The sequence below is a fragment of the Bacteroides sp. CACC 737 genome, from assembly GCF_013874375.1.
Lineage (GTDB): Bacteria > Bacteroidota > Bacteroidia > Bacteroidales > Bacteroidaceae > Bacteroides > Bacteroides uniformis.
Genome location: NZ_CP059408.1, coordinates 2,764,166 through 2,787,273 on the forward strand (window position 1 = coordinate 2,764,166; position 23,108 = coordinate 2,787,273).

A 23,108-nucleotide genomic window follows, 5' to 3' on the forward strand; every position below is an offset into this window, starting at 1 on the left:
CAATCACGGATAATATTGAAAGCAACCGTGATAACCCGCATAATTCCGTGCCTAAAATAGTTCGATAAGTTTATTCCGACCCTCACATAATTGTATTCTATAAAAAACAATTTCGCGCTATTTTTATATTTTACAGAATACAATCCGCAACCTGAATCGTAATAACCGGATACTGATTTGCCCGTACCACAAAATATCAGTAAGTTTGCAGAAAACAATCTACAAGTAATGACCAGTTATATTTTCCTTGACACGCTTCGCTTCTTCGCCCATCACGGCGTGGGCGAACAAGAAACCGTGGTAGGCAATGAGTTTACCGTCAGCCTGCGCCTGCAAGTTGATATCCGGCGTGCGGCAGAAACGGACGACGTAGCCGACACCGTGAGCTATGCCGATGTACATACAGCTGTGAAGGCAGAGATGGACATTCCTTCCAAACTATTGGAACATGTATGCGGGCGAATTATAAACCGATTGTTCCACGACTTCCCGCAGATAGAAGAGATAACCCTCAAGCTGGCAAAGCGCAATCCACCGATGGGCGCGGATATAGAGGCTGCAGGAGTGGAGATATGCCAACGCCGCGGAGAATGACAGATTGCCGAATCACCCCATTCACTATTGATACACAGACACTTCCCACTGCAAAGACACTGCATGCTTTTTGCAGTGGCGCTGCAAACGGTTTGCAGTAACACTGCACATATATTTGCAGTAGTACTGCAATAGCTTTGCAGTGACGCTGCAACAGATATGCAGTAGCACTGCAAAATGTATACAGAAGTTCTGCAGTGAGCATGCAGCAACTTTTCTGCCGTAGAATACGACCATTGATACCAATATTCCGTACCTTTGCCCCATCATCAACAAAAAGTCAATGAGAAACGCTATACAACGACTGGCATTACTCCCCATCGTCGCTCTCTTCCTGCTACCGGCCGCTTGCTATCAAATACAGCTCCGAGTTTCATTGGAGAAATGCCCTCTACCTGCCCACCCCTTACGACTTTACAAACCCATACAACTATGCAGACTTCAGAAGGAATGAACTATTGAAAATAAACCTCACAGAGTTCCGCTTCCCCTACCAATACCTCAACGACATAGAATGGGCAGATTCACCAACACCATTATTGTGCAACTCTATGACTTCAAACGGCAAGGGTGGGCTATCGCACCAGTGTGGGCTGTCCATGAACGAAGGGTAGCGATAGATTAAGAATGCCCAGTAGAACCGAGTTTCATCCTCATTTTTGCCGTTTCCGCTTCTTTGCCGATTCCACCGCTTCGGCCACCACCGGCTTATTTGCAAACCGCTTGGTGTAGTTGCTGTAATCGGGAACAGTGCGTTCATACGTCGGGTCGACAAACAACGGGCTGGAAATGATATGGTCTGCCGTACTGCGGTTGCAGCAGAACACGATGTTCTCCACACCGGCAAGGCGGGTCAACGCCTTCACATCCGTATCGTGCGGCTGAAGGGTCATCGGGTCGGTGAAAAAGAAAAGATAGTCAATCTCTCCGTCCACAATGCGCGAGCCCATCTGCTGGTCACCGCCCAAAGGACCGGATTTAAGGATAGTGAAATCCCACTCCACATCAGGATGTTTCTCCCGGAGGGCTTCGAGGATAAGGGTACCCGTGGTGCCCGTACAATAGAATTTATGCCCCATCAGCAATTCCGAGTTCCACAGTACCCACTCGATGAGGTCTTTCTTCATGGCGTCGTGTGCCACTAATCCGATTTTTCTAACTAGTTTTTCCATAATTCAAAACCTTTAATAGATTGAACAATTATAAAAGGCAACAGTTCCTACAATTGGGAAAAGAATTTCTTTCCATGCAGATAAAACTGCGCCAATATACTGTTTTTTGTCCGTTCCGGTATTACGGCAAGCGTAGTTTTTTTCAGATTCTCTTTGCGGGACGCTGCTAATGAAGTGCGGAGGGAGTGGTAGGCACGGCGCGCACGGAATACGGCCAAAGCATTGGGTAACTGGCCTTTCAGCATGAAACTGAACGCAGCCACATAATCGAGCACCGCACGTACACGCATCACGGACGCCAAGTCCTCCTGCGGCAGATTCTTATAAAGCATGACAAGGTTATTACGAAAATTGAGGAAGGTCTTGCGCGGATTCTCCTTCTTCAAAGTGGCCCCTCCCACATGAAATACCACACTCTGCGGTATACATGCCAACTGTCTGCCACGGGCACGAAGCCGCCAACATAAATCTATCTCCTCCATGTGGGCAAAAAAACGTCCGTCCAGCCCACCCGCTTCCCGGTAGTCTGCCAGACGGATGAACAGAGCCGCCCCCGTAGCCCAGAAAATGGGTATCACCGTGTCGTATTGCCCCTTGTCCTCTTCTACCACGCCCATGATACGGCCGCGGCAGAAGGGATAGCCATAGCGGTCGATGAAACCTCCCGCAGCTCCGGCATACTCAAACTGCCCCTTGTTACGCCAACTGCGTATCTTCGGCTGGCAAGCGGCCGTCTCCGGATAGGCATCCATATACTCTGCCAACGGGACAAGCCAGTGCTCGGTGACCTCTACATCGGAATTGAGCAGCACTACATATTCTGCCTCCACTTGCTTCAATGCTAGATTGTATCCGTCGGCAAAACCGTGGTTCTCTTCCAGCAGAATCAAGTGCACAGAAGGAAACTCGCGACGGAGCATTGCCACGGAGGCATCCGTAGAGCCATTGTCCGCCACATACACCACAGCACCATCCGCCTCCGAAAAACGCACAACAGAGGGAAGGAAGGAACGGAGCATATCACATCCGTTCCAATTCAATATGACAACAGCAATCTTATCCATGTTGCACAGATTCTTTTCGTTTATTTTTCCAGCGTTTATGAGACCAGAACCAATAAGCCGGTTCGCGCCGGATGGTCTGCTCCAGACGACGGGCGAAGCACTCGGTTATCTCGCCATCCGCCGTCTGCTTGGGAGTTTCGGTAACCAAATCGAAGAGCACTTTGCAATATCCCCTGGATGTCCGTTCCAATTCACAATAAAAGACGGGGAAGTCCATCAGCTTGGCAATGCGCTCGGCGCCATCCATGAACACGGTGTCCTGATTCAAGAAAGTGGTCCAATAATGGGCCTCGCTGCGGTTGGGCGACTGGTCTGTAATCAGGCCGATGGCTATCCGCCTGCCTTCACGGCGAAGCTTTATCACTTCGCGTGCCGTGGAATGTTTCGCCACATTGTATCCTCCGAACCGGGCGCGGATATGCTTAAACATCTCGTCCAGATACTTATTGCTTAGCGGTTTGTACACCTGCACCGGGATGTCGCCCGGATGCATGATGGCCCCCATGCCTATAATCCACTCAAAATTGGCATAATGGGGAATCAACAGTACAATGCCTCCATGCTTCTCTATCATGGCAAGGTATTCTTCCTTATTATCATACTTCATCCGGCGGCAGAGCTCCTCGAAAGACATGCGCAGCATCTTCACCTCTTCCAGCATATAGTCGCAGATATAATGGTAGAACTTGCGCTCTATCTCCATCAATTCGGTTTCCGACTTCTCCGGAAAGGAATTGCGAAGGTTGCGGCGAACGACTTTCTTCCGATAATGCACGACGTGGCGCATCAGGAAGTACAGCCCGTCGGACAACACATAAAGCGCCCGGAAAGGCAGAAGTGCCACAAGCCACATGCCCGCATAAGTCAGCCAATAGACAATTTTTGATTTCACTTCGTCAGTTATGAGTTATAAGTTATGAGTTATTTGTTGCAAAGGCGGCATTCCTCATTCTATTGCTCCCAAGAGTGCAGTGCCGTCGGCATTGAAATCGCCCAGGCGCACAGACACGAGCTGGTTGTCCAAGGCAGCATCATGAGGGACTTCCACACGGATATAATTGGGAGTGAAGCCGTGCATCGGCAGTCCGGGTTTGGGACGTTCCAGCAACACCGGCATCGTCTGCCCGATATGGCGCGCATAAAAAGCACGGGTCTTTTCGTCCGAAAGCTCCAGCAATTGCTGGCTCCTGCGGTGCTTTTCTTCGGGTGCCACCACGTGGTCTATCTTCAAGGCCTGCGTGCCGGGACGCTCCGAATAGCTGAAGACATGGAGCTGCGTCACGTCCAGGCTCTTGATAAACTCATAAGCCTGCCCGAAATACTCCTCCGTCTCTCCACGGGTACCCACAATCACGTCTACCCCTATAAAGGAATCGGGCATCACTTCCTTTATCTTCTTTATCTTCGAGGCAAACAAGGCGGTATCGTAACGGCGTCGCATCAGCTTCAGCACCTCGTCACTGCCCGACTGCAGCGGTATATGGAAATGAGGCATGAAACGCCGGGAACGGGACACGTATTCTATGATTTCATCTGTCAGCAGATTCGGCTCGATGGAGGATATGCGGTAACGCTCAATGCCTTCCACCTCGTCCAGCGCCTTCACCAAATCGAAGAAAGTCTCACCGGTAGACTTGCCGAAGTCTCCGATATTGACACCGGTCAATACAATTTCCTTTCCACCTTCGGCAGCCGCCTGGCTGGCCTGCTCCACCATAGAAGCAATGCTGCCGTTACGGCTACGTCCGCGGGCAAAGGGAATGGTGCAATAGGAACAATAATAATCGCAGCCGTCCTGCACTTTCAGGAAGAAACGGGTCCGGTCGCCACGCGAACAAGACGGAGCAAACGAACGTATATCCTTCAAAGCGGAAGTGTAGGCCTCGCCGGTCTCGTGCTTCTGTAGATTGCCCAGGTAGTGGAGCAGGTCCTTCTTCTGCTCGGCTCCCAGCACGACGTCCACACCTTCTATCTTTGCCACCGTCTCCGGTTTCAGCTGGGCATAGCAACCGGTCACCACGACAAATGCACCCGGATGTTGCTTCACCAGTTTGTGGATGGCCTGGCGGCACTTCTTGTCTGCCACTTCCGTCACCGAGCAGGTATTCACTACACAAATATCCGCTTTCTCACCCTTGCGCGCCGTACGTACGCCCGCTTCCCGCAAAATTTTACCGATAGTAGAGGTCTCCGAGAAGTTCAGTTTGCACCCCAACGTATAGTAAACCGCCGTCTTATCTTGAAATATATTGGTATCTATCATGAGCTTATAAACACATTTATGCTGCAAATATATACATTATTAATCTATTTTTCCTACTTTTGCACACTCAACTAAAATTTGTGCAATGATACAAGAGAACTTTATCAAACTATACGAGCATAGTTTCCGCGAGAATTGGGACCTCCCCTGCTATACCAACTATGGAGAAAACGAGAGCTATACTTATGGCGAAGTGGCACAAGAAATAGCCAGACTGCACCTTATTTTCAAGTACTGCCAACTGCGCCGCGGCGACAAGATAGCCGTCATCGGCAAGAACAATGCCCGCTGGTGCATCGCCTATATGGCCACCATCACCTACGGCGGTATCGTAGTCCCCATTCTGCAAGACTTCAACCCCAATGATGTCCATCATATCGTAAACCACTCCGAATCGACGTTCCTCTTCACCAGCGATGCCATTTGGGAACATCTGGAAGAAGAACGGCTTACCGGAATTCGCGGTGTGTTCTCGCTGAGCGACTTCCGCTGTCTGTATCAGCGGGACGGCGAAACCATCCAGCGTTTCCTCAAGCATCTGGGCGATGAAATGGAAGCGACCTACCCGAACGGATTCCGTAAGGAAGACATCGTTTACACGGACCTTTCCAACGACAAGGTCATGCTGCTGAATTATACCTCGGGCACCACCGGATTCAGTAAGGGCGTCATGCTGACGGGAAACAACCTGGCCGGCAACGTCACCTTCGGCATACGTACCGAGCTGTTGAAGAAAGGAGACAAAGTGCTCTCTTTCCTGCCTTTGGCACATGCATACGGCTGCGCATTCGATTTCCTTACCGCCACGGCCGTCGGCACACACGTCACACTGTTGGGAAAAGTACCTTCCCCAAAGATTCTGATGAAAGCTTTCGAGGAAGTGAAACCCAACCTGATTATCACCGTACCCCTTGTCATTGAAAAGATATACAAGAATGTCATACAGCCCATCATCAACAAAAAGACCATGAAATGGGCACTCAGCATTCCCTTGCTCGACGGACAGATATACGGGCAAATCCGCAAGAAACTGATTGACGCACTGGGCGGACGTTTCAAGGAAGTCATCATAGGAGGCGCGGCCATGAACCCGGAAGTGGAAGAATTCTTCCACCGCATCAAGTTCCCCTTCACCATCGGCTACGGCATGACTGAATGTGCCCCTCTCATCAGCTATGCTCCCTGGAATGAATTCGTCCCGACTTCCTCCGGACGGGTACTCGACATCATGGAAGCCCGTATCTGCAAGGAAAACCCGGACGACAAACTCGGCGAAATACAAGTACGTGGCGAGAACGTGATGACGGGTTATTACAAAAACCCCGAAGCCACCAAAGAAGTCTTCACCGAAGACGGATGGCTTCGCACCGGCGACCTAGGCACACTGGACGAGAACAACAACCTCTATATCCGCGGACGCAGCAAGACCATGATTCTCAGTTCCAGCGGACAGAATATCTTCCCCGAAGAAATAGAAGCGCGGCTCAATAACATGCCTTTCGTCCTGGAAAGCCTTATCATCGAACGGAACAAAAAACTGGTAGCATTGGTGTATGCCGACTATGAAGCCCTGGATTCTTTAGGGTTGAACCAGCCGGACAATCTCAAAACTATTATGGATGAGAATCTCAAAAATCTGAATAACAGCGTGGCAACCTACGAAAAGGTAAGCCAAATCCAACTTTATCCGACAGAATTTGAGAAAACGCCCAAAAGAAGTATCAAAAGATACTTATACAATAGCATTGCCGAAGATTAATATGTTGTAGAACATATAGATAGGGATAAAAACAGCCGAAGCTCCAAAAAAAATATAAAAAAAGTTGGGGTTTCGAGAACAACATATTCAAAAAGTACATACCTTTGCAACGTTTTAATAAAGCAATTGATTGTATTACGTTTTAAAAGTAAAGAAAATGAAAAAATTAGTTTTGATGGCTGCAGCTATCGTAGCAGTATCTTTCGCATCTTGTGGCAACAAAGCAGCTAACGCTGAACAAGCAACTGCAGATTCTATCCGTATCGCTGACTCAATCGCAGCTGTAGAAGCAGCAGCAGCTGAAGCAGCAGCAGCCGCCGCAGCAGCTGACACTGTAGCAGTAGATAGCGCAGCTGTTGTAGCTGAATAATTTCAGTACAACACTCGAGAGAATTGAAAGTCTGACGTGCATACAAGCACACCAGACTTTTTTTATGCCCTATCCTCTCATTCTTTTCCCTTCCAATTGTTAAGTCTTGGTCTTATTTCACAAAAAAGGGTATAATATGGCAGATAAATGATAAAGTATAGTGCATATACCAAATAAAAAACGTTACTTTGCATCAACAAAACAATAAGAGGTTTATTACGATCTGCGTTTCATTATGTCTCTCCTCGATTAACCACATTGAGAATTTTCATTTCTGACTACAACTTCCTAAGACTCCTTTATTGAATTATTAATTTTTTATTTTTGTATTTTATGAATATGTACATTGGAAACCTTAGCTACAACGTTAGGGAATCAGATTTGAGACAAGTAATGGAAGAGTATGGAACAGTAGAATCAGTAAAACTGATTATGGACCGTAATACAAACAGATCAAAAGGTTTTGCCTTCGTGGAGATGCCCGAAGCTGCTGAAGCCCAACAAGCAATCAACAAACTGAATGGAGCAGAATATGTAGGCCGCCAGATGGTAGTAAAAGAAGCATTGCCAAGAAACTAAAAATTATTGACTGACAATAAGCAAGGGCATATCTTAATAATAAGATATGCCCCTTCTTTGTTATTTGCATTTTTCCTTTATCTTTGATAAAACATACGTTCAAAAAAACATGAAAACAAAACTGATAGAAAAAGCAAAACAAATAAGCACTGAATATAAATTTGGAGACTTCTTCCGTAACTTTCTTGCTGTCATATTGGGTATTATCATCACCTTTGCAGGAAGCGACTGGATTACAGAACACAATGCCCAAAAAGAAGTGAAGGAATCCATACTATTGGTAAAAAGTGAATTACAAACGAACCGTGAAGATATAGCATATATAAAAGAATTAGTAGAACTGGAACAAAAAGGCGCCTTATATCTATTGGAATACAAAGGTAGAATACAGGAGGCCGACCCGGATTCTTTACAAAAATATGATAGATTACCCTTCCAAAGCATTTCTTTTAATGCAATGTACGACGCATTGGAAATGCTCAAAGCTTCCGGCCTCATTCCCAAAATCAAAAACAAAGAACTGACTGTGCAAATTTTGACCGCCTACGCTATAGTCAGGAACAGCCAAAGCGCTTTCGATTCATACGGCAACATAAAACAGCGTTGCCTGGAAGAGTTGATGAAAGTCCCCGATGTCAAAAAAAGAATGAATTCCACCAAACTATATTGATTGGAATTTCTACTTCAAATATCCAGAAGGAGTCGCTCTCATACAGCAAATCCCCCAAATACAAAGTACTGATATTTACCAAAATCATTTGAAAGCAATAGACAAAGTCATTGCAGCCATTGATGAAGAATACAACCAATAAAATCTCAATCACATACTTATGAAAAACAAGCTGAAAAAAATCTTTGTCTGCCCCACCGTTAAAAGGCGATTGGGAGATTTTATCTGTAACTTCACAGCAGTTGTATTAGGCATCTTACTGACCTTTGCCGGCAGTAACCTCATTGAAGAACATAAAAAACAGAAAGAACTTAAGGATGCACTATTACTGGTCAAAAATGAGATGTTACTCAACCGGGGATACATGACACAGATGATGGAAAGAGAAGAATTTGAAAAACAAGGAGCTTCATATCTGCTTCAGCACAAGGAAAACATTGCAAAGGCAGCACCCGACTCTTTAGAGAAATATGGGAATTTACTCTTTCAGACACAAACCTTCATTTACATTAACGATGCAATGGAAATGCTTAAAACGTCCTCGCTCATGTCTGCCATCAGAGACAAGGAACTTGCGACTCAAATCATTAAAACATACAATGCAATAAAAGGCTCCTATGAAACCTTTAATTCATTTATGGAAATAAAGCAAAAGAAGGTTGATAAATTAATCAATAAACCGGAGGTACAAAAATTCTTGACCAATGATGCAGATTACTCAACAGCAGAAGAATGGACTTTTTTCTTTAAATTTCCGGAAGGAATTCAGTTAATTCAGCAGATATATTTCACCCATAACAGTCCAACCCGTATGTACAACAGATTTATCAAGCAGATTGATGAAACGGCATCTGCCATTGACGAGTTCTACAAATAGTGGCCAATTTGCGATTCAAACAAACAAAAAGCCCCATTTCTTATACAAAGAAATCGGGCTTTCTATTTATAGCGTACTTATTTATGCTTCTTCAGCAACCACCTCAAAAGGAACTTCTACAGAAACTTCCTTGTGCAACTTAACGATAGCCTTGTAGTTGCCAACTTCTTTCACAGCATCCTTCACAACGATAATCTTACGATCGATATTGTGACCCAATTTAGCCAGCTCTTCAGCAATCTGGATGTTACCAACAGAACCGAAAATAGTACCAGTGGAGCTAACCTTAGTAGCAATCTTCAATGATACACCTTCCAGCTTAGCAGCCAGTTCTTCAGCATCCTTTTTGATTTTCTCCAGCTTGTGAGCACGTTGTTTCAACTCTTCAGCCAACATTTTCTTTGCAGCCGGTGAAGCGATAACAGCTTTACCGGTCGGGATGAGGTAGTTACGACCGTAGCCAGACTTTACTGTTACGATGTCGTTCTTATAACCCAAGTTTACGATGTCTTCTTTCAATATAATTTCCATACTTTCCTCCTCCTATTATTTCATCATGTCAGTTACATAGGGCAGCAACGCCAAGTGACGTGCTCTCTTCACAGCTTGAGCTACACGACGTTGGAACTTCAAAGAAGTACCGGTAATACGACGCGGAAGGATTTTACCTTGCTCATTCAAGAATTTCTTCAAGAATTCAGGATCTTTGTAGTCAATATACTTAATACCGCTCTTCTTGAAACGGCAGTATTTTTTCTTCTTAACGTCTACTGAGGGTGGAGTTAAATATCTGATTTCTGATTGAACTTGTTGTGCCATGATTAATCCTCCTTTTTAGTTGATTTAACACTTCTTCTCTTCGCAGCATATTCAGCAGCGTACTTGTCTTGTCTGAAAGTCAAGAAACGGATAACGCGCTCGTCACGACGGAAGTTTACTTCCAATTTTTCAATGACAGTAGGTTCTGCATTGAACTCAATCAGCTGATAGAAACCGGTTGACTTCTTCTGGATAGGATATGCCAGCTTCTTCAGTCCCCAGTTTTCTTCATTTACAATCTCAGCACCTTCAGCAGTAAGGATGCCTTTGAATTTCTCTACCGCTTCCTTCATCTGAACATCAGACAAAACGGGAGTCAAAATGAAAACGGTTTCGTATTGATTCATACTCGTTTAATTAAATAAATAAATTATTCGTTTTAAAAATGCGGTGCAAAGGTAGACATTTTATTTTGAACTACAAACATTTAATGTTTTTTTGTGTAGGGATATAGGAATTGTCTTCAGCTTGCCTTATCTTTGCAAAGTTGTTTAAACAATAATTTCATGATAGAGCAATTTAACTTTGATATCCGCCTTATCTTTGCCATACTGAACGGCAAAGTGTCGGCTGCCATTAACCGCAAACTGTTCCGTAACTTCCGTCAGAACGGTCTGGAGATTACTCCGGAACAGTGGACTGTCCTCATCTTCTTATGGGAAAAGGACGGGGTGACACAACAAGAGTTGTGTAATGCAACTTTCAAAGACAAGCCCAGCATGACGCGCTTAATAGACAATATGGAGCGTCAGCATCTCGTCGTGCGCATATCGGACAAGAAAGATCGCCGCACCAATCTGATACATTTGACCAAGGACGGCAAGGAACTGGAAGAACGTGCGCGCGTCATTGCCAACCAGACCCTCAAAGAAGCCTTGAAAGGCATCACCATCGAAGAGCTCAGTGTGAGCCAGGAGGTACTGAGAAAGATTTTCTTCAATACCAAGGACTAAGATATAGGGATTAGGGCTTAAGGATTAGAGATTAAGGGAGGAGAAAAAAGGGGATGAAGCTTCATTTTTCATTCCTCATTCTCCATTCTTTATTAAAATATGGATTTTTTGCAAAAATAATTTCGCTTGTTAAAGAATTATGCTTTTCTTTGTGACAAGAATACGAAAGAATATAATAATCTAATTAAAATACACACACATGAAAGGTTTATTAAAAAATCTGGGATTGATATTAGTCGTAATAGGAGCTGTAATCCTGGTTGCATGTTCTTTTACCGGCAATGTTAACAACAATGCCATCTTGGGCAGTTCTGCCGTTTTGGTTGTAGTGGGATTGATTTCCTACATTGTCATCAACAAGAGAATTGCCGACTAATATCAAAAGGAAAGAAATAAAGAAGGCGGTTTGCATATACATGCAAGACCGCCTTCTTTATTTTCTCTTCTTCTCTTCCTCCCAAGCCAAGTCTCATCAAGACTCAGCCTCCGGAGTAATCAGTTTATATCCCTTTCCGTGAATATTGATGATTTCAATTGAATCATCTTCTTTCAGATGCTTACGCAACTTCGTGATATATACATCCATACTACGTGCATTGAAATAGTTGTCATCAATCCAGATAGTCTTCAATGCAAAATCACGCTGCAAGATTTCATTGGCATGTGCACAAAGCAAACCCAGCAGTTCAGATTCCTTGGTGGTCAGTTTGGTCTGCTTCTCAGCAGTCGCCAGAATCTGTTTCTGCGTATCGAATGTAAACTTACCAATCTTATAGATGTTGCTCTCCTTGTTCTTCTTTCCGCGAACGCGTCTTAGAATAGCTTCAATTCTGAAAGTCAGTTCTTCCATACTGAAGGGCTTGGTGATGTAGTCATCGGCACCAATCTTGAAACCTTCCAAAATATCTTCCTTCAACGTCTTTGCCGTCAAGAAGATAATTGGAATTTCGGCGTTGGCCGCACGCACTTCCTGCGCCAGTGTGAATCCGTCTTTCTTCGGCATCATCACATCAAATACACACAAGTCATATTTATTCTTCAGGAAAGCCTTGTATCCTGCCTCTCCATCGGGATATAACTCGGCGGCGTAACCTTTTGCCTGTAAATATTCTCTCAAAAGCATGCCAAGATTTTCATCATCTTCGCACAATAAAATACGCAGTTTCTCGTCCATATCAATCAATTTTTTAATAAAGGTAATGCAATAATAAATTTAGTTCCTACGTTCAGTTCACTTTCTGCTCGGATAGTTCCCTTATGATCCATGATAATCTTCTTCACATAAGCCAGTCCCAAGCCGAAGCCTTTCACATCGTGCAGATTACCTGTATGCACGCGATAGAACTTCTCGAATATCTTTTTCAAATTCTCCTTTTTGATGCCGATGCCGTTATCTTGGATGGAAATCATCAGTTTGCCCGGCTCATTCCAGGTCTTCACCGTCAATTGCAAATCCGCATCCGGACGTTTATACTTCACCGCATTATCCATGAGGTTGAAAATCACATTAGTGATATGCATCTCATCAGCAAAGATCACGGGATCTGTAGCTTCAAGCTCCGATTCAATCTTTCCATTATAACGCTCCACTTTCAGCGTAAACGTATTGATAACACCTGTTATCAGTTCATTAGCATCCAGTTCCTTCATCTTCAATGTAGCCTTCTGGCGGTCAAACATTGACATCTGAAGCACTTTCTCAACCTGGAATCTCAAACGCTTCGTCTCATCGTTTATAACACCCGATATATGCTGGAACATGGCCGGAGACTTGCCCACAGCCGGATCTTTCAACATTTGTGCCGCCAACGAAATCGTTGAAATCGGTGTTTTGAATTCATGCGTCATATTGTTGATGAAATCATTCTTCATCTCCGTCAGTTTTTTCTGGCGGAATACGATGTAAATCGTAAAGATGAACGTCACCAGCAGTACAAAAGTAAATATCATCGACGGTATCATAAACCTGACCGAATCAAAGATATAATCCTTCTTTCCCGGAAAATGTATCTTGACGATACTCATACGGGCAGGCGGATCATTCAAAAACAATGGCTGCGAATAAGAACTTTCACTCCCAACATCGCTATAATCCGAACAACGGTATACTTCTCTACCCTCCCGGTCTATCACCTTAAAATGATAGTCCATATCACCGAGACCATTTTCTATCAGACCAGCTTTAAGATACTGGTCCAGACTTTTGAAATTAACACGCTCTTCAATCGGCTTGTCACTGGCATTATATACCATCTGCAACACAACCTCATCTACCAATGCACGCTGGTAAAGATAGCGATTTTTAAGCATCTCTATCTGCGAGCGTGAAGTCTGGGGAATTGTTTTTACCCCATGTTTGCGTGAAATCATTGCTCTTGGCAATTCAGAAGGCTCATTGCTGAAAGTCTTCAATTCCACCGAAGAACGGACACTGCCATCCGGAGCTGTCATCACAAACCGCTGGGTCCGCATCACTCCGCTACTGCTTTGCGATTGCTCCCATGCTTTCTTTTCCGCCTCGGAGATATCCTCATTCAGCCAACGCACAACCTCCGCGGACTCCGCCTCTTTCGAAGCAGCCATCAATGCACGTTTCACCGCCTCCTCAAATTGTCCGTTACGCATCTTCACCATCTCCTCAATATAGCCAATCTGCAAATACAGCAAACTGAGGAAGGAAAGACCCATAACAACACCTAATATCCATATAGTTGACTTTTTCATAGTCACAAAATTAACACTCCCTAATTAACACTCCTAACCAATTAACCTGATTTAACCGGACGTTCTCGTAAATTAACCGAAGACCATTTTTTAGGTTGTATTATGAGCATTATAACAAAAACACAAGTCTTTGGTTTGCAAATTTAATAAAAAATTAATCATTCAATTCACAATTCCACATGTTCTTAATCTACGTTAATGAAAAAAGCCGTCATTACTTGCCATGAAGTAACAACGGCTTTAACAATTGTTATATTAGCAGCCGGTAGTTACAACAGCCAAACTACCAACTCCTGAAAGTCATTCTTCAGCTTGCTTAGCCTCAAATTCCTTAATCAGTTTATCCTGCACATCACTCGGGACGAGTTCATAGCTGGCAAACTTCATGATGAACGAAGCACGTCCACCGGTCAGTGAACTAAGTGCCGTAGAGTAGGATGACATTTCCTTCAAAGGTACTTTGGCACTCAATTTTTCGTAACCGGCCTCGCTGCTCATACCCATAATCATGGCACGGCGTCCCTGCAAGTCACCCATCACATCACCCATCTTGTCCGACGGAACAAATACCTCCACGTCATAAATGGGTTCCAGAATCTTCGGGCCTGCATTCTTGAACGCTTCGCTGAACGCGTTCCGTCCTGCCAGCATAAAGGAAATTTCATTGGAGTCAACCGGGTGCATCTTTCCGTCATATACGATGACACGTACATCACGGGCATACGAACCGGTCAACGGTCCCTGCTCCATACGTGACATGATACCCTTCAAGATGGCCGGCATGAAACGTGCGTCAATGGAACCACCCACAATACTATTGACAAATACCAGCTTGCCACCCCATTCCAATGGAACTTCTTCGGTACCCTTGACGTTCATCTTGAACTCCTGACCATTGAATTTATAGGTTTCGGGCAACGGCATACCTTCGTAGTAAGGCTCAACAATCAGGTGGACCTCACCGAACTGGCCTGCACCACCCGACTGTTTCTTATGACGATAATCCGCACGGGCAGCTTTCGTAATCGTTTCACGATACGGTATTCTCGGTTCTTCAAACTTGACTTGTAGTTTCTCGTTGTTTTCCAGACGCCACTTCAAGGTACGCAAATGGAATTCACCTTGCCCGTGTACAATAGTCTGACGCAATTCTTTAGACTGGTCTATCACCCACGTCGGGTCTTCCTCGCGCATACGGTTCAAAGCAACCATCATCTTTTCCGTATCCGACTCGTTCAGCGGCTTGATAGCACGTGAATATTTGGAGTTCGGATATTTAATGAAGTTGAAACGGTTTTCAGAGCCCTTACCGTTCAATGTATTACCGGTATGTACGTCCTTCAGTTTCACCGTACAGCCGATGTCACCGGCTACCATTTCCTCTACCTTGATACGGTTGGCACCGGCACAAGCATAAATCTGCGCAATGCGTTCTTTGGAACCACGGTCTGCATTGGTGAAGTCATCACCTTCGTGCACCTTGCCACTCATAACCTTGAAATACTGGACATCACCGATATGCGGTTCAACGGCAGTCTTGAAGAAATACAAGGAAGTCGGTCCATCAGAATCCGGCTTCACCACCTCACCGCGTGTATTGTGCACCGGTGGCATTTCGTCCACAAACGGCACCACATTACCCAGGAATTCCATCAGACGGCGTACACCCATATCCTTACCGGCACAGACACAGAATACCGGGAACATACCGCGTGAAGCCAGTCCCTTGCGGATACCTTCGCGCATTTCGTCTTCTGTCAAAGAGTCCTGCTCAAAGAATTTTTCCATAAGGCCTTCGTCATGTTCGGCTGCAGCTTCTACCAAAGCCTTGTGCATCTCTGTAGCCTTTTCCATTTCTTCGGCCGGAATCTCTTCAATAGTGGGAGCGCCACCTTCGGGTCCCCACGAATATTTTTTCATCAAAAGTACATCAATCAACGAATTAAAATTCGGTCCGGTAGCCAGCGGATATTGCACGGGCACCACCTTCGGACCGTATATGGTTTGCAACTGCTCAAGTACCATGTCATAATCGCACTTTTCATTATCGAGCTGGTTTACCAGGAAAATAACCGGTTTGCCCAGTTTCTCGGTATAGCGGAAATGGTTCTGCGTACCTACCTCAGGACCGTATTGTCCGTTCAGCAGCAGTATGGCAGTATCAGTAACGTTGAGCGCCGTCATGGCAGCTCCTACAAAGTCATCACTACCCGGACAGTCAATGATATTCAGTTTCTTACCGTTCCACTCCACATGGAAAACGGTGGAAAACACAGAATAACCGTATTCCTGTTCCACCGGGAAGTAATCGCTGACTGTATTCTTGGCAGTAATTCTGCCGCGACGTTTTATAATACCACTCTCAAAGAGCAGCGCTTCTGTGAGAGTGGTTTTACCCGAGCCGTCATTGCCAAGGAGGGCAATGTTCTTAATTTCATTCGTCTGATATACTTTCATGATATATTAAGATTTTAAGTGAATAACCTGACATACGATGATGCCGTTAACTTTTTGTGAGGCGCAAATTAGGCATTAATTCAAAGAAAAGCAACATCGGGAAGCATGTTATAAAACACAATACCCCCTACCTATAACTTAAGAAACAAGTGCAAACCAAATAGAAAAGACAGAAAAACATCACAAAAAGAGGTTGTGTCAAAATGCTGACACAGCCTTTTTTTATGCGCAAAGCCCAGACTTTCTCAAGCCCGGGCTTTGTTATTACCCAAAGTTTTCGTATCTTTAGGCATAAAGTTTTTCGTTATGGCAAAGTTACATTTTCGTCCTTACATTCCCAACCAAACCGTTCTTTTTCCACAAAGAATTGATGAAAACATAGCTGCGAACGACCCGGTCCGCATCGTGAATGCTGTTATTGACAACCTCAATCTTGAGAGTTTCAAGAAGCTTTATAAGGAAACGGGCCGTTGTCCTTATCATCCTAAAATGATGCTTAAGGTGATAATCTACGCCTACATGAATAATATCTATTCTTGCCGTAAAATAGAGAAGCACCTCCTTCGTGACATTCATTATATTTGGCTTGCCGGTAATGAGCATCCGGATTTTATCACGATCAACCGTTTTCGTAACCGTGTAAAGGAGGAAATAAATAATGTATTTACCCAGTTGATTTTTGTCCTTGCCGATAAAGGTTTCATCAGCCTTGATGTGGAGTATATTGACGGCACCAAGATTGAATCCAAAGCCAACAAATATACTTTTGTCTGGCGCAAGACAGTCGAACGGAACCGTACGAGACTAATGGATAAAATCCGTATTCTCTTGGAGCAGGTGGATGAAACCATTGCACAGGAGAACTCTATAAAAGACACATCCGTGGAGTTTACTTCCTGCAGGCTCTCTGACATAGTGGATGAACTTAAAGAAGCCCTGGAACGCCAGCCTGCAACAAAGGATAAGGAAGAAAAGAAAGCCCTGCGCAAAAAGAAGAAGCAGGTCAGGGAACTTGAAGGGTATCGTGACAAGCTGATAGAATATGACAATCACCTTGATACCCTTGGAGAACGTAACTCCTATTCCAAGACCGATCCTGGTGCCACATTCATGCGCATGAAAGAAGATGCCATGAAGAACGGGCAGACCAAACCCGGATATAATCTGCAAATAGGTACTGAAAACCAATTTATCACAGACTTCCGTCTGTTTCCCAACCCTACCGATACACTGACCCTCATACCTTTTTTCCACTCTTTCCAGTACCGCTATAACCGTTTACCGAATATCTGCGTGGCAGACTCCGGTTACGGTTCGGAAGAAAATTACCGGTTCATGCAGGAGAATGGGATAGAAGCCTTCATCAAGTACAATTACTTCCATAAAGAACAGCGTCCCCGTTATACTCCCAACCCGTTCCATGCCGAAAGTCTCCATTACAATGCCCAAGAGGATTATTACGTTTGTCCTATGGGACAGCACATGAACCGTATAGGAACCAAACGTGACAAGACAGCGAGCGGATACATCACCGAAAGTGCCCGGTATAAAGCAAAAAGATGCGAAGGTTGCCCTTTGCGTGGCAGTTGTTTTAAAGCTCGGGGGAACCGTATTATAGAAGTCAACCACCGATTAAATCAATACAAACGGCAGGCACGGGAAAGGTTGCTCTCAGAAGAAGGTATCAAGCATAGAGGCAGGAGGTGTATAGAACCAGAAGCTGTGTTTGGACAAATGAAATACAACATGGCATACAGAAGATTCCGGCATGTGGGAGAAGACAAGGTTACAATGGACTTTGCTTTCTTTGCTATAGCCTTTAATATCAAAAAAATGTGCGCTAAACTGATAAAAGAAGGAAAGGGGCTCATTACAGTTGCCAAATATTTGTTTATGGGACTATTTATAACCCGATATAATTGGAATATAGCAACTTGCTGCCAAATGCATGAGGAAAAAGTAGCATAGCCAAAAGAAAATATAGCAGAACTTAAAATATAAAAGAGGTTGTGCCAACGTTTTGACACAACCTCTTTTTGACACATTTACATACCCTCCATTTCTCAACTTTCGCATATCTTTGCCCAAAACATAAACGATTTATTAATTATCTAATACCGAATTCTTAAATGAAAAGGAAAATTATTTGGAGTTTTGCATTGCTGGCCTGCCTTTGCTGCCTGCCATCTGCAAAAACAAAAGCACAAACGAAAAATGCCGCAATCATACCAGGGGAAGTATGGAAAGACACCGACGGCAATCCCATCAACGCCCATGGCGGCGGCCTTCTTTACCACGAAGGAACCTACTATTGGTATGGCGAATACAAAAAAGGAGAAACCATCCTGCCCGAATGGGCTACGTGGGAATGCTACCGCACCGACGTAACCGGTGTCAGCTGCTACTCTTCGAAAGACCTGCTGAACTGGAAGTTCGAGGGTATTGTACTTCCTGCCGTGAAAGACGACGAGAAACACGACCTGCACCCCAGCAAGGTGCTGGAACGTCCCAAAGTGATTTACAACGAGAAGACAAAGAAATTCGTCATGTGGGCGCATGTGGAAAGTGCTGACTACAGTAAGGCATGTGCCGGCGTAGCGGTCAGCGATTCTCCTACCGGAACATTCACCTATGTAGGCAGCTTCCGTCCCAACGGTGCGATGAGCCGCGACCAAACAGTGTTCATTGATGATAACGGCAAGGCATATCAGTTCTACTCTTCGGAAAACAACGCTACCTTATATATAAGCGAGCTAACGGATGACTACCTGAAGCCCACTGGTCGCTATACACGCAATTTCGTGAAGCAAAGCCGCGAAGCACCCGCCGTATTCAAGTATAACGGCAAATACTATATGCTCTCTTCCGGTTGTACCGGCTGGGATCCCAATGTTGCCGAGCTGGCTGTAGCCGACTCCATCATGGGGCAATGGACTACCATCGGCAATCCATGTACCGGTCCTGATGCAGACAAGACCTTCTATGCACAAAGCACTTACGTGCAGCAAATATACGGAAAAGGAAATGCCTACATTGCCATGTTCGACCGCTGGAAAAAGAAAGACCTTGAGGACTCGCGCTACGTATGGCTCCCGCTTGAATTCGGCAAGGACGGAACAATCACGATACCCTGGCGCGACAGCTGGGACCCGCGTACCCAATGGGAAGGACAAGGCGACTTCTCTGCCGGCAAAGGAACATTCCTATTGAACGGCAAGCCGTTTGTCTCAAAGTCGCAGAACTGCACTATCCACGCATCCCCAAGGCCTATTGGGACCAACGCATCAAAATGTGCAAAGCACTGGGCATGAACACAGTCTGCCTCTACGTCTTCTGGAACTCTCATGAGTCTCAGCCGGGTGTATTCGACTTCACCGGGCAGAATGACTTGGCAGAATTCTGCCGCTTGTGCCAGCAGAACGATATGTATGTCATCCTGCGCCCAGGGCCCTATGTCTGTGCCGAATGGGAAATGGGCGGACTGCCCTGGTGGTTGCTCAAGAAGAAGGACATACGCCTGCGCGAATCCGACCCTTACTTCATAGAACGTGTAGGCATCTTTGAAAAAGCCGTTGCCGAGCAGGTAGCCGACATGACCATACAGAACGGAGGTCCCATCATCATGGTACAAGTAGAGAACGAATACGGCTCCTACGGGGAAGACAAAAGTTACGTATCGCAAATCCGCGACATCGTACGCGCCAATTACCCCGGCGTAGCACTGTTTCAATGCGACTGGGCGTCCAACTTCACCAAGAACGGACTCCACGACCTGGTATGGACCATGAACTTCGGTACAGGAGCCAACATCGACCAACAGTTTGCACCGCTGAAGAAACTCCGTCCTGATAGCCCGCTGATGTGCTCCGAATTCTGGAGCGGCTGGTTCGACAAGTGGGGAGCCAACCACGAAACCCGTCCGGCTGCCGACATGATTGCCGGCATTGACGAGATGTTGTCCAAAGGCATCTCCTTCAGCCTCTACATGACCCACGGAGGGACCAACTGGGGACACTGGGCAGGAGCCAACTCACCCGGATTCGCCCCTGACGTAACCTCTTACGACTACGACGCCCCATCAGCGAATCGGGACAGACCACTCCCAAATACTGGGAATTGCGAAAAGCATTGTCCAAATACATGAACGGCGAGAAGCAGGCTAAAGTTCCCGCTTTAATCAAGCCCATCCGTATTCCGTCTTTCCAATTTACAGAGATGGCTCCTTTGTTCGACAATCTTCCTGCTGCCAAGAAAGACCGCAATATCCGTACCATGGAGGAATATAACCAGGGATTCGGAAGTATTCTCTACCGCACCACACTGCCCGAGATGAAAACCCCGTCCCTGCTCACTGTGAACGATGCGCACGATTATGCCCAAGTTTTCCTAGATGGCAAATACATCGGCAAACTGGACCGCCGCAACGGTGAAAAGCAACTGGAATTCCCCACCTGCCCCAAAGGTGCACGCCTCGACATTCTGGTAGAAGCCATGGGCCGCATCAACTTTGGACGTGCCATCAAGGACTTCAAGGGTATCACCCAAAGCGTAGAACTTACCGTAGACATCGACGGCCGTCCTTTCACCTGCAACCTGAAGGATTGGGAAGTCTATAATCTGGAAGACACATACGATTTCTATAAGAGCATGAATTTCCAGCCCATCGGATCACTGAAAGACAAGTTGGGGCAACGCATTCCAGGTTGCTACCGTGCCACCTTCAAGGTGAACAAGCCCAGCGACACATTCCTAAACTTCGAGACTTGGGGCAAGGGACTTGTCTACGTCAACGGGCACGCCATGGGACGCATTTGGGAAATCGGCCCGCAACAGACCCTCTACATCCCGGGATGCTGGTTGAAGAAAGGCGAGAATGAAGTGATTGTCTTCGACATCATCGGTCCCAAAGAAGTTAAGTCCGAAGGACTAAGCGAGCCATTGCTGGACCAACTACTCGTTACCAAACCGCTGACACACCGCAATGAGGGTGAAAATCTCGACTTGTCCGGTGAGCAGCCCGTCCTCTCCGGCAGCTTCAATCCCGGCAACGGTTGGCAGGAGCGCAAATTCGACCAACCCGTCACCGGACGTTATGTCTGCCTGGAAGCCTTGAGTGCACAAGATGGAAAAGACCTGGCTTGCATTGCCGAAATGTATCTGCTGGATGAGAATGGGGAACGTCTGTCACGCGAACCCTGGATTGTCAATTATGCCGACAGCGAAGACGTATCCCACGTCAACTGTTCTGCGGACAAAATCTTCGACCTCCAGGAATCAACCTATTGGAGCACAACAAAAGACACTCCATACCCGCATTCTGTCGTGATTGACTTGGGTAGTACCCGCACCCTGACCGGCATACAATATCTACCCAGAATGGAAAGCGAGGTACCGGGTGGAATCAAAGACTTCAAGGTTTACGTAAAATCCAAGGCTTTCAACTATTAAGTCGGACTTACATACGCTAATAGATTATTTAGACATGGATTACACGAAAAATCAATCAAACAGATTTTCCGTACAATTCATCGTCTACCACAGCCGGCATTGCCTTCGTACTGCGCAAATGCACAAAGTGGGTACGCTTGGCAAACTTCCTTGCCAGTTCACGGGTATCATTCTGTTCACCGGTACCCAATGAACCGGCATAAAAAGTCAGGCCATTATGAGGATTGTCCACTGCCCTCAATATCGAGGTAATATCCGCCTCGTCTGTCACAATACGCGGCCCACAATATCTGAAAAGGAGGGTCATTAGGGTGTATCACATATTCATCCCATATTCTTCGCACACCTGCATGATGACAGACAAGAAATAACGCATATTTCGCGTAAAACCTCCCAGTCTATCCCTTTGTATAGCGCCAGCAAACGCTTGAATAGGAAATGTCTCATCTTCCTAGGAATGTTGCAAGTCCGTGCGAATCCAGTCAATCACCGGCATTAGGTTGTAACATACCGTCTGGATGCCTGCCTTGCCGAGATTGGCAAGAGTTATCTTGTCCTTCTTGCCAAACCACCTTTTTGCAAAAGTAAGAAAGAATATGGAAACTGTCCATTCTGAATAGATAGATTTGTTTATTCACAATGAAAACAATATCTTAGCATCTCATTACAAAAATAACTCTTATGCAAGACATTATAAACGGACGTTGCGGCTGGTGCGGAACCGACGAGCTGTATGTGAAATACCACGATGAAGAGTGGGGAAAACCGGTAACAGACGACAAGACACTATTCGAGTTCCTTGTATTGGAAAGTGCCCAGGCCGGACTGAGCTGGATAACCATCCTCAAAAAGCGGGAAGGCTACCGCAAAGCCTTTTGCAATTTCGATGCCTCACAAGTGGCGCAAATGACTGACGAAGACGTGGAACGGCTGATGCATTTTGACGGCATCGTGAAAAACCGTCTGAAAATTAAGTCGACCATCACCAATGCACGGCTGTTTCTTGCCATACAGAAAGAATTCGGCAGCTTTTACAACTACACGTTATCCTTCTTTCCCGATCGAACACCGATTATCAACCACTTCCAGTCATTGAGTGAGATTCCGGTATCGTCTCCCGAATCAGATACCATGAGCAAAGACATGAAAAAACGGGGATTCAAGTTCTTCGGCTCTACCATCTGCTATGCCCATCTGCAAGCTTCGGGATTTATCAACGATCATCTGACAGATTGCATTTGCCGGAAAAGGTAAGTTGTATCATGATATAAACGAAGAAATATACAAAAGCAAACAAAGCATCAATAGCAAAGCGGTCGCCTTTCCAATGGGGAGGGCGACCGCTGCTGTGTTATGAAA

General features: G+C 45.6%; 20 protein-coding genes and 3 pseudogenes. 11 read left to right on the forward strand and 12 right to left on the reverse strand.

Features of this window, described 5'->3' with window-relative positions; genetic code table 11:
- Window positions 1–228 precede the first annotated feature (228 nt).
- On the forward strand, window positions 229–594 hold the full coding sequence (gene folB, locus H1A11_RS12005) for a dihydroneopterin aldolase (protein WP_005830212.1): 366 nt from the start codon (window positions 229–231) through the stop codon (window positions 592–594).
- A gap of 653 nt (window positions 595–1,247) precedes the next feature.
- Here the strand turns inward: folB and H1A11_RS12010 are convergent.
- The 4 genes from H1A11_RS12010 to mtaB are packed head-to-tail and all read right to left on the reverse strand — an operon-like array spanning window position 1,248 to window position 5,093.
- Window positions 1,248–1,766 (reverse strand): methylglyoxal synthase, encoded by a 519-nt coding sequence (locus H1A11_RS12010; RefSeq protein WP_005830204.1) that lies wholly within the window; start codon window positions 1,764–1,766, stop codon window positions 1,248–1,250.
- Between the two features lie 47 nt (window positions 1,767–1,813).
- Complete coding sequence (locus H1A11_RS12015) at window positions 1,814–2,830, reverse strand: glycosyltransferase family 2 protein (RefSeq protein ID WP_005830203.1); 1,017 nt, start codon at window positions 2,828–2,830, stop codon at window positions 1,814–1,816.
- The gene (locus H1A11_RS12020; protein ID WP_016273035.1) at window positions 2,823–3,722 is read right to left on the reverse strand and encodes a lysophospholipid acyltransferase family protein; all 900 of its coding nucleotides are present in this window, start codon (window positions 3,720–3,722) and stop codon (window positions 2,823–2,825) included. The genes H1A11_RS12015 and H1A11_RS12020 overlap by 8 nt, the downstream gene beginning before the upstream one ends.
- A gap of 54 nt (window positions 3,723–3,776) precedes the next feature.
- Window positions 3,777–5,093: a tRNA (N(6)-L-threonylcarbamoyladenosine(37)-C(2))-methylthiotransferase MtaB gene (gene mtaB, locus H1A11_RS12025; protein WP_044469108.1), complete on the reverse strand. Its 1,317-nt coding sequence runs from the start codon at window positions 5,091–5,093 to the stop codon at window positions 3,777–3,779.
- Window positions 5,094–5,178: 85 nt separating this feature from the next.
- On the opposite strand from mtaB, the gene H1A11_RS12030 reads away from it, so the two are divergent.
- From H1A11_RS12030 to H1A11_RS12050, 5 genes are all read left to right on the forward strand, one after another.
- Window positions 5,179–6,852 (forward strand): long-chain fatty acid--CoA ligase, encoded by a 1,674-nt coding sequence (locus H1A11_RS12030; protein ID WP_181757259.1) that lies wholly within the window; start codon window positions 5,179–5,181, stop codon window positions 6,850–6,852.
- Window positions 6,853–7,009: 157 nt separating this feature from the next.
- Window positions 7,010–7,222, forward strand: coding sequence for a hypothetical protein (locus tag H1A11_RS12035; RefSeq protein WP_005833237.1), 213 nt, complete (start codon window positions 7,010–7,012; stop codon window positions 7,220–7,222).
- A gap of 333 nt (window positions 7,223–7,555) precedes the next feature.
- On the forward strand, window positions 7,556–7,801 hold the full coding sequence (locus H1A11_RS12040; RefSeq protein ID WP_005830186.1) for an RNA-binding protein: 246 nt from the start codon (window positions 7,556–7,558) through the stop codon (window positions 7,799–7,801).
- Window positions 7,802–7,910: 109 nt separating this feature from the next.
- A complete protein-coding gene (locus tag H1A11_RS12045; protein WP_131225411.1) occupies window positions 7,911–8,471 on the forward strand; it encodes a hypothetical protein in 561 nt (186 codons plus the stop codon).
- A gap of 160 nt (window positions 8,472–8,631) precedes the next feature.
- On the forward strand, window positions 8,632–9,348 hold the full coding sequence (locus H1A11_RS12050; protein ID WP_181757260.1) for a hypothetical protein: 717 nt from the start codon (window positions 8,632–8,634) through the stop codon (window positions 9,346–9,348).
- An 81-nt stretch (window positions 9,349–9,429) separates the two neighbouring features.
- Here H1A11_RS12050 and rplI read toward each other — a convergent pair whose 3' ends face one another.
- Genes rplI through rpsF form a run of 3 tightly spaced genes read right to left on the reverse strand, consistent with a single transcriptional unit; the run spans window position 9,430 to window position 10,514 of the window.
- Window positions 9,430–9,879 (reverse strand): 50S ribosomal protein L9, encoded by a 450-nt coding sequence (gene rplI, locus H1A11_RS12055; protein WP_025832525.1) that lies wholly within the window; start codon window positions 9,877–9,879, stop codon window positions 9,430–9,432.
- Window positions 9,880–9,894: 15 nt separating this feature from the next.
- Window positions 9,895–10,167: a 30S ribosomal protein S18 gene (gene rpsR, locus H1A11_RS12060; RefSeq protein ID WP_004288442.1), complete on the reverse strand. Its 273-nt coding sequence runs from the start codon at window positions 10,165–10,167 to the stop codon at window positions 9,895–9,897.
- A 2-nt stretch (window positions 10,168–10,169) separates the two neighbouring features.
- On the reverse strand, window positions 10,170–10,514 hold the full coding sequence (gene rpsF, locus H1A11_RS12065) for a 30S ribosomal protein S6 (RefSeq protein WP_131225413.1): 345 nt from the start codon (window positions 10,512–10,514) through the stop codon (window positions 10,170–10,172).
- Between the two features lie 159 nt (window positions 10,515–10,673).
- On the opposite strand from rpsF, the gene H1A11_RS12070 reads away from it, so the two are divergent.
- Together H1A11_RS12070 and H1A11_RS12075 are read left to right on the forward strand one after the other, a co-directional pair.
- Window positions 10,674–11,120, forward strand: a complete 447-nt coding sequence (locus H1A11_RS12070; RefSeq protein ID WP_131225414.1) for a MarR family winged helix-turn-helix transcriptional regulator — start codon at window positions 10,674–10,676, stop codon at window positions 11,118–11,120.
- 199 nt (window positions 11,121–11,319) lie between these two features.
- On the forward strand, window positions 11,320–11,496 hold the full coding sequence (locus H1A11_RS12075; RefSeq protein WP_165491355.1) for a hypothetical protein: 177 nt from the start codon (window positions 11,320–11,322) through the stop codon (window positions 11,494–11,496).
- A 96-nt stretch (window positions 11,497–11,592) separates the two neighbouring features.
- Here the strand turns inward: H1A11_RS12075 and H1A11_RS12080 are convergent, their stop codons facing one another.
- From H1A11_RS12080 to H1A11_RS12090, 3 genes are all read right to left on the reverse strand, one after another.
- Window positions 11,593–12,294, reverse strand: a complete 702-nt coding sequence (locus H1A11_RS12080; protein ID WP_005830176.1) for a response regulator transcription factor — start codon at window positions 12,292–12,294, stop codon at window positions 11,593–11,595.
- Between the two features lie 5 nt (window positions 12,295–12,299).
- Window positions 12,300–13,844 (reverse strand): sensor histidine kinase KdpD, encoded by a 1,545-nt coding sequence (locus tag H1A11_RS12085; RefSeq protein WP_117599979.1) that lies wholly within the window; start codon window positions 13,842–13,844, stop codon window positions 12,300–12,302.
- Between the two features lie 300 nt (window positions 13,845–14,144).
- A complete protein-coding gene (locus H1A11_RS12090; protein ID WP_117966737.1) occupies window positions 14,145–16,301 on the reverse strand; it encodes a translation factor GTPase family protein in 2,157 nt (718 codons plus the stop codon).
- A gap of 306 nt (window positions 16,302–16,607) precedes the next feature.
- Here H1A11_RS12090 and H1A11_RS12095 point away from each other — a divergent pair, with 306 nt between their 5' ends.
- Window positions 16,608–18,269 carry an IS1182 family transposase gene (locus H1A11_RS12095; RefSeq protein WP_061411457.1) on the forward strand — a complete coding sequence of 554 codons (1,662 nt, stop codon included), beginning with the start codon at window positions 16,608–16,610 and terminating at the stop codon, window positions 18,267–18,269.
- 161 nt (window positions 18,270–18,430) lie between these two features.
- Window positions 18,431–21,749, forward strand: a pseudogene (locus H1A11_RS19755) (beta-galactosidase).
- 94 nt (window positions 21,750–21,843) lie between these two features.
- Here the strand turns inward: H1A11_RS19755 and H1A11_RS12105 are convergent.
- Window positions 21,844–22,184, reverse strand: a pseudogene (locus tag H1A11_RS12105) (mannonate dehydratase); the annotation flags it as partial.
- An 18-nt stretch (window positions 22,185–22,202) separates the two neighbouring features.
- Window positions 22,203–22,302 (reverse strand): annotated as a pseudogene (locus H1A11_RS19760) (mannonate dehydratase); the annotation flags it as partial.
- Between the two features lie 128 nt (window positions 22,303–22,430).
- Between H1A11_RS19760 and H1A11_RS12110 the strand changes: the two are divergent.
- Entirely contained in the window at window positions 22,431–23,003 is a 573-nt protein-coding gene (locus H1A11_RS12110; RefSeq protein ID WP_117599977.1) for a DNA-3-methyladenine glycosylase I, read from the forward strand.
- The last annotated feature ends 105 nt before the right edge of the window (window positions 23,004–23,108 follow it).

Bases quoted from the DNA above. Each gene is read 5' to 3' on its own strand.
- folB (WP_005830212.1), top strand. From the start codon at position 229: ATGACCAGTTATATTTTCCTTGACACGCTTCGCTTCTTCGCCCATCAC.
- H1A11_RS12010 (WP_005830204.1), bottom strand. From the start codon at position 1,766: ATGGAAAAACTAGTTAGAAAAATCGGATTAGTGGCACACGACGCCATG.
- H1A11_RS12015 (WP_005830203.1), bottom strand. From the start codon at position 2,830: ATGGATAAGATTGCTGTTGTCATATTGAATTGGAACGGATGTGATATG.
- mtaB (WP_044469108.1), bottom strand. From the start codon at position 5,093: ATGATAGATACCAATATATTTCAAGATAAGACGGCGGTTTACTATACG.
- H1A11_RS12030 (WP_181757259.1), top strand. From the start codon at position 5,179: ATGATACAAGAGAACTTTATCAAACTATACGAGCATAGTTTCCGCGAG.
- H1A11_RS12035 (WP_005833237.1), top strand. From the start codon at position 7,010: ATGAAAAAATTAGTTTTGATGGCTGCAGCTATCGTAGCAGTATCTTTC.
- H1A11_RS12040 (WP_005830186.1), top strand. From the start codon at position 7,556: ATGAATATGTACATTGGAAACCTTAGCTACAACGTTAGGGAATCAGAT.
- H1A11_RS12045 (WP_131225411.1), top strand. From the start codon at position 7,911: ATGAAAACAAAACTGATAGAAAAAGCAAAACAAATAAGCACTGAATAT.
- H1A11_RS12050 (WP_181757260.1), top strand. From the start codon at position 8,632: ATGAAAAACAAGCTGAAAAAAATCTTTGTCTGCCCCACCGTTAAAAGG.
- rplI (WP_025832525.1), bottom strand. From the start codon at position 9,879: ATGGAAATTATATTGAAAGAAGACATCGTAAACTTGGGTTATAAGAAC.
- rpsR (WP_004288442.1), bottom strand. From the start codon at position 10,167: ATGGCACAACAAGTTCAATCAGAAATCAGATATTTAACTCCACCCTCA.
- rpsF (WP_131225413.1), bottom strand. From the start codon at position 10,514: ATGAATCAATACGAAACCGTTTTCATTTTGACTCCCGTTTTGTCTGAT.
- H1A11_RS12070 (WP_131225414.1), top strand. From the start codon at position 10,674: ATGATAGAGCAATTTAACTTTGATATCCGCCTTATCTTTGCCATACTG.
- H1A11_RS12075 (WP_165491355.1), top strand. From the start codon at position 11,320: ATGAAAGGTTTATTAAAAAATCTGGGATTGATATTAGTCGTAATAGGA.
- H1A11_RS12080 (WP_005830176.1), bottom strand. From the start codon at position 12,294: ATGGACGAGAAACTGCGTATTTTATTGTGCGAAGATGATGAAAATCTT.
- H1A11_RS12085 (WP_117599979.1), bottom strand. From the start codon at position 13,844: ATGAAAAAGTCAACTATATGGATATTAGGTGTTGTTATGGGTCTTTCC.
- H1A11_RS12090 (WP_117966737.1), bottom strand. From the start codon at position 16,301: ATGAAAGTATATCAGACGAATGAAATTAAGAACATTGCCCTCCTTGGC.
- H1A11_RS12095 (WP_061411457.1), top strand. From the start codon at position 16,608: ATGGCAAAGTTACATTTTCGTCCTTACATTCCCAACCAAACCGTTCTT.
- H1A11_RS12110 (WP_117599977.1), top strand. From the start codon at position 22,431: ATGCAAGACATTATAAACGGACGTTGCGGCTGGTGCGGAACCGACGAG.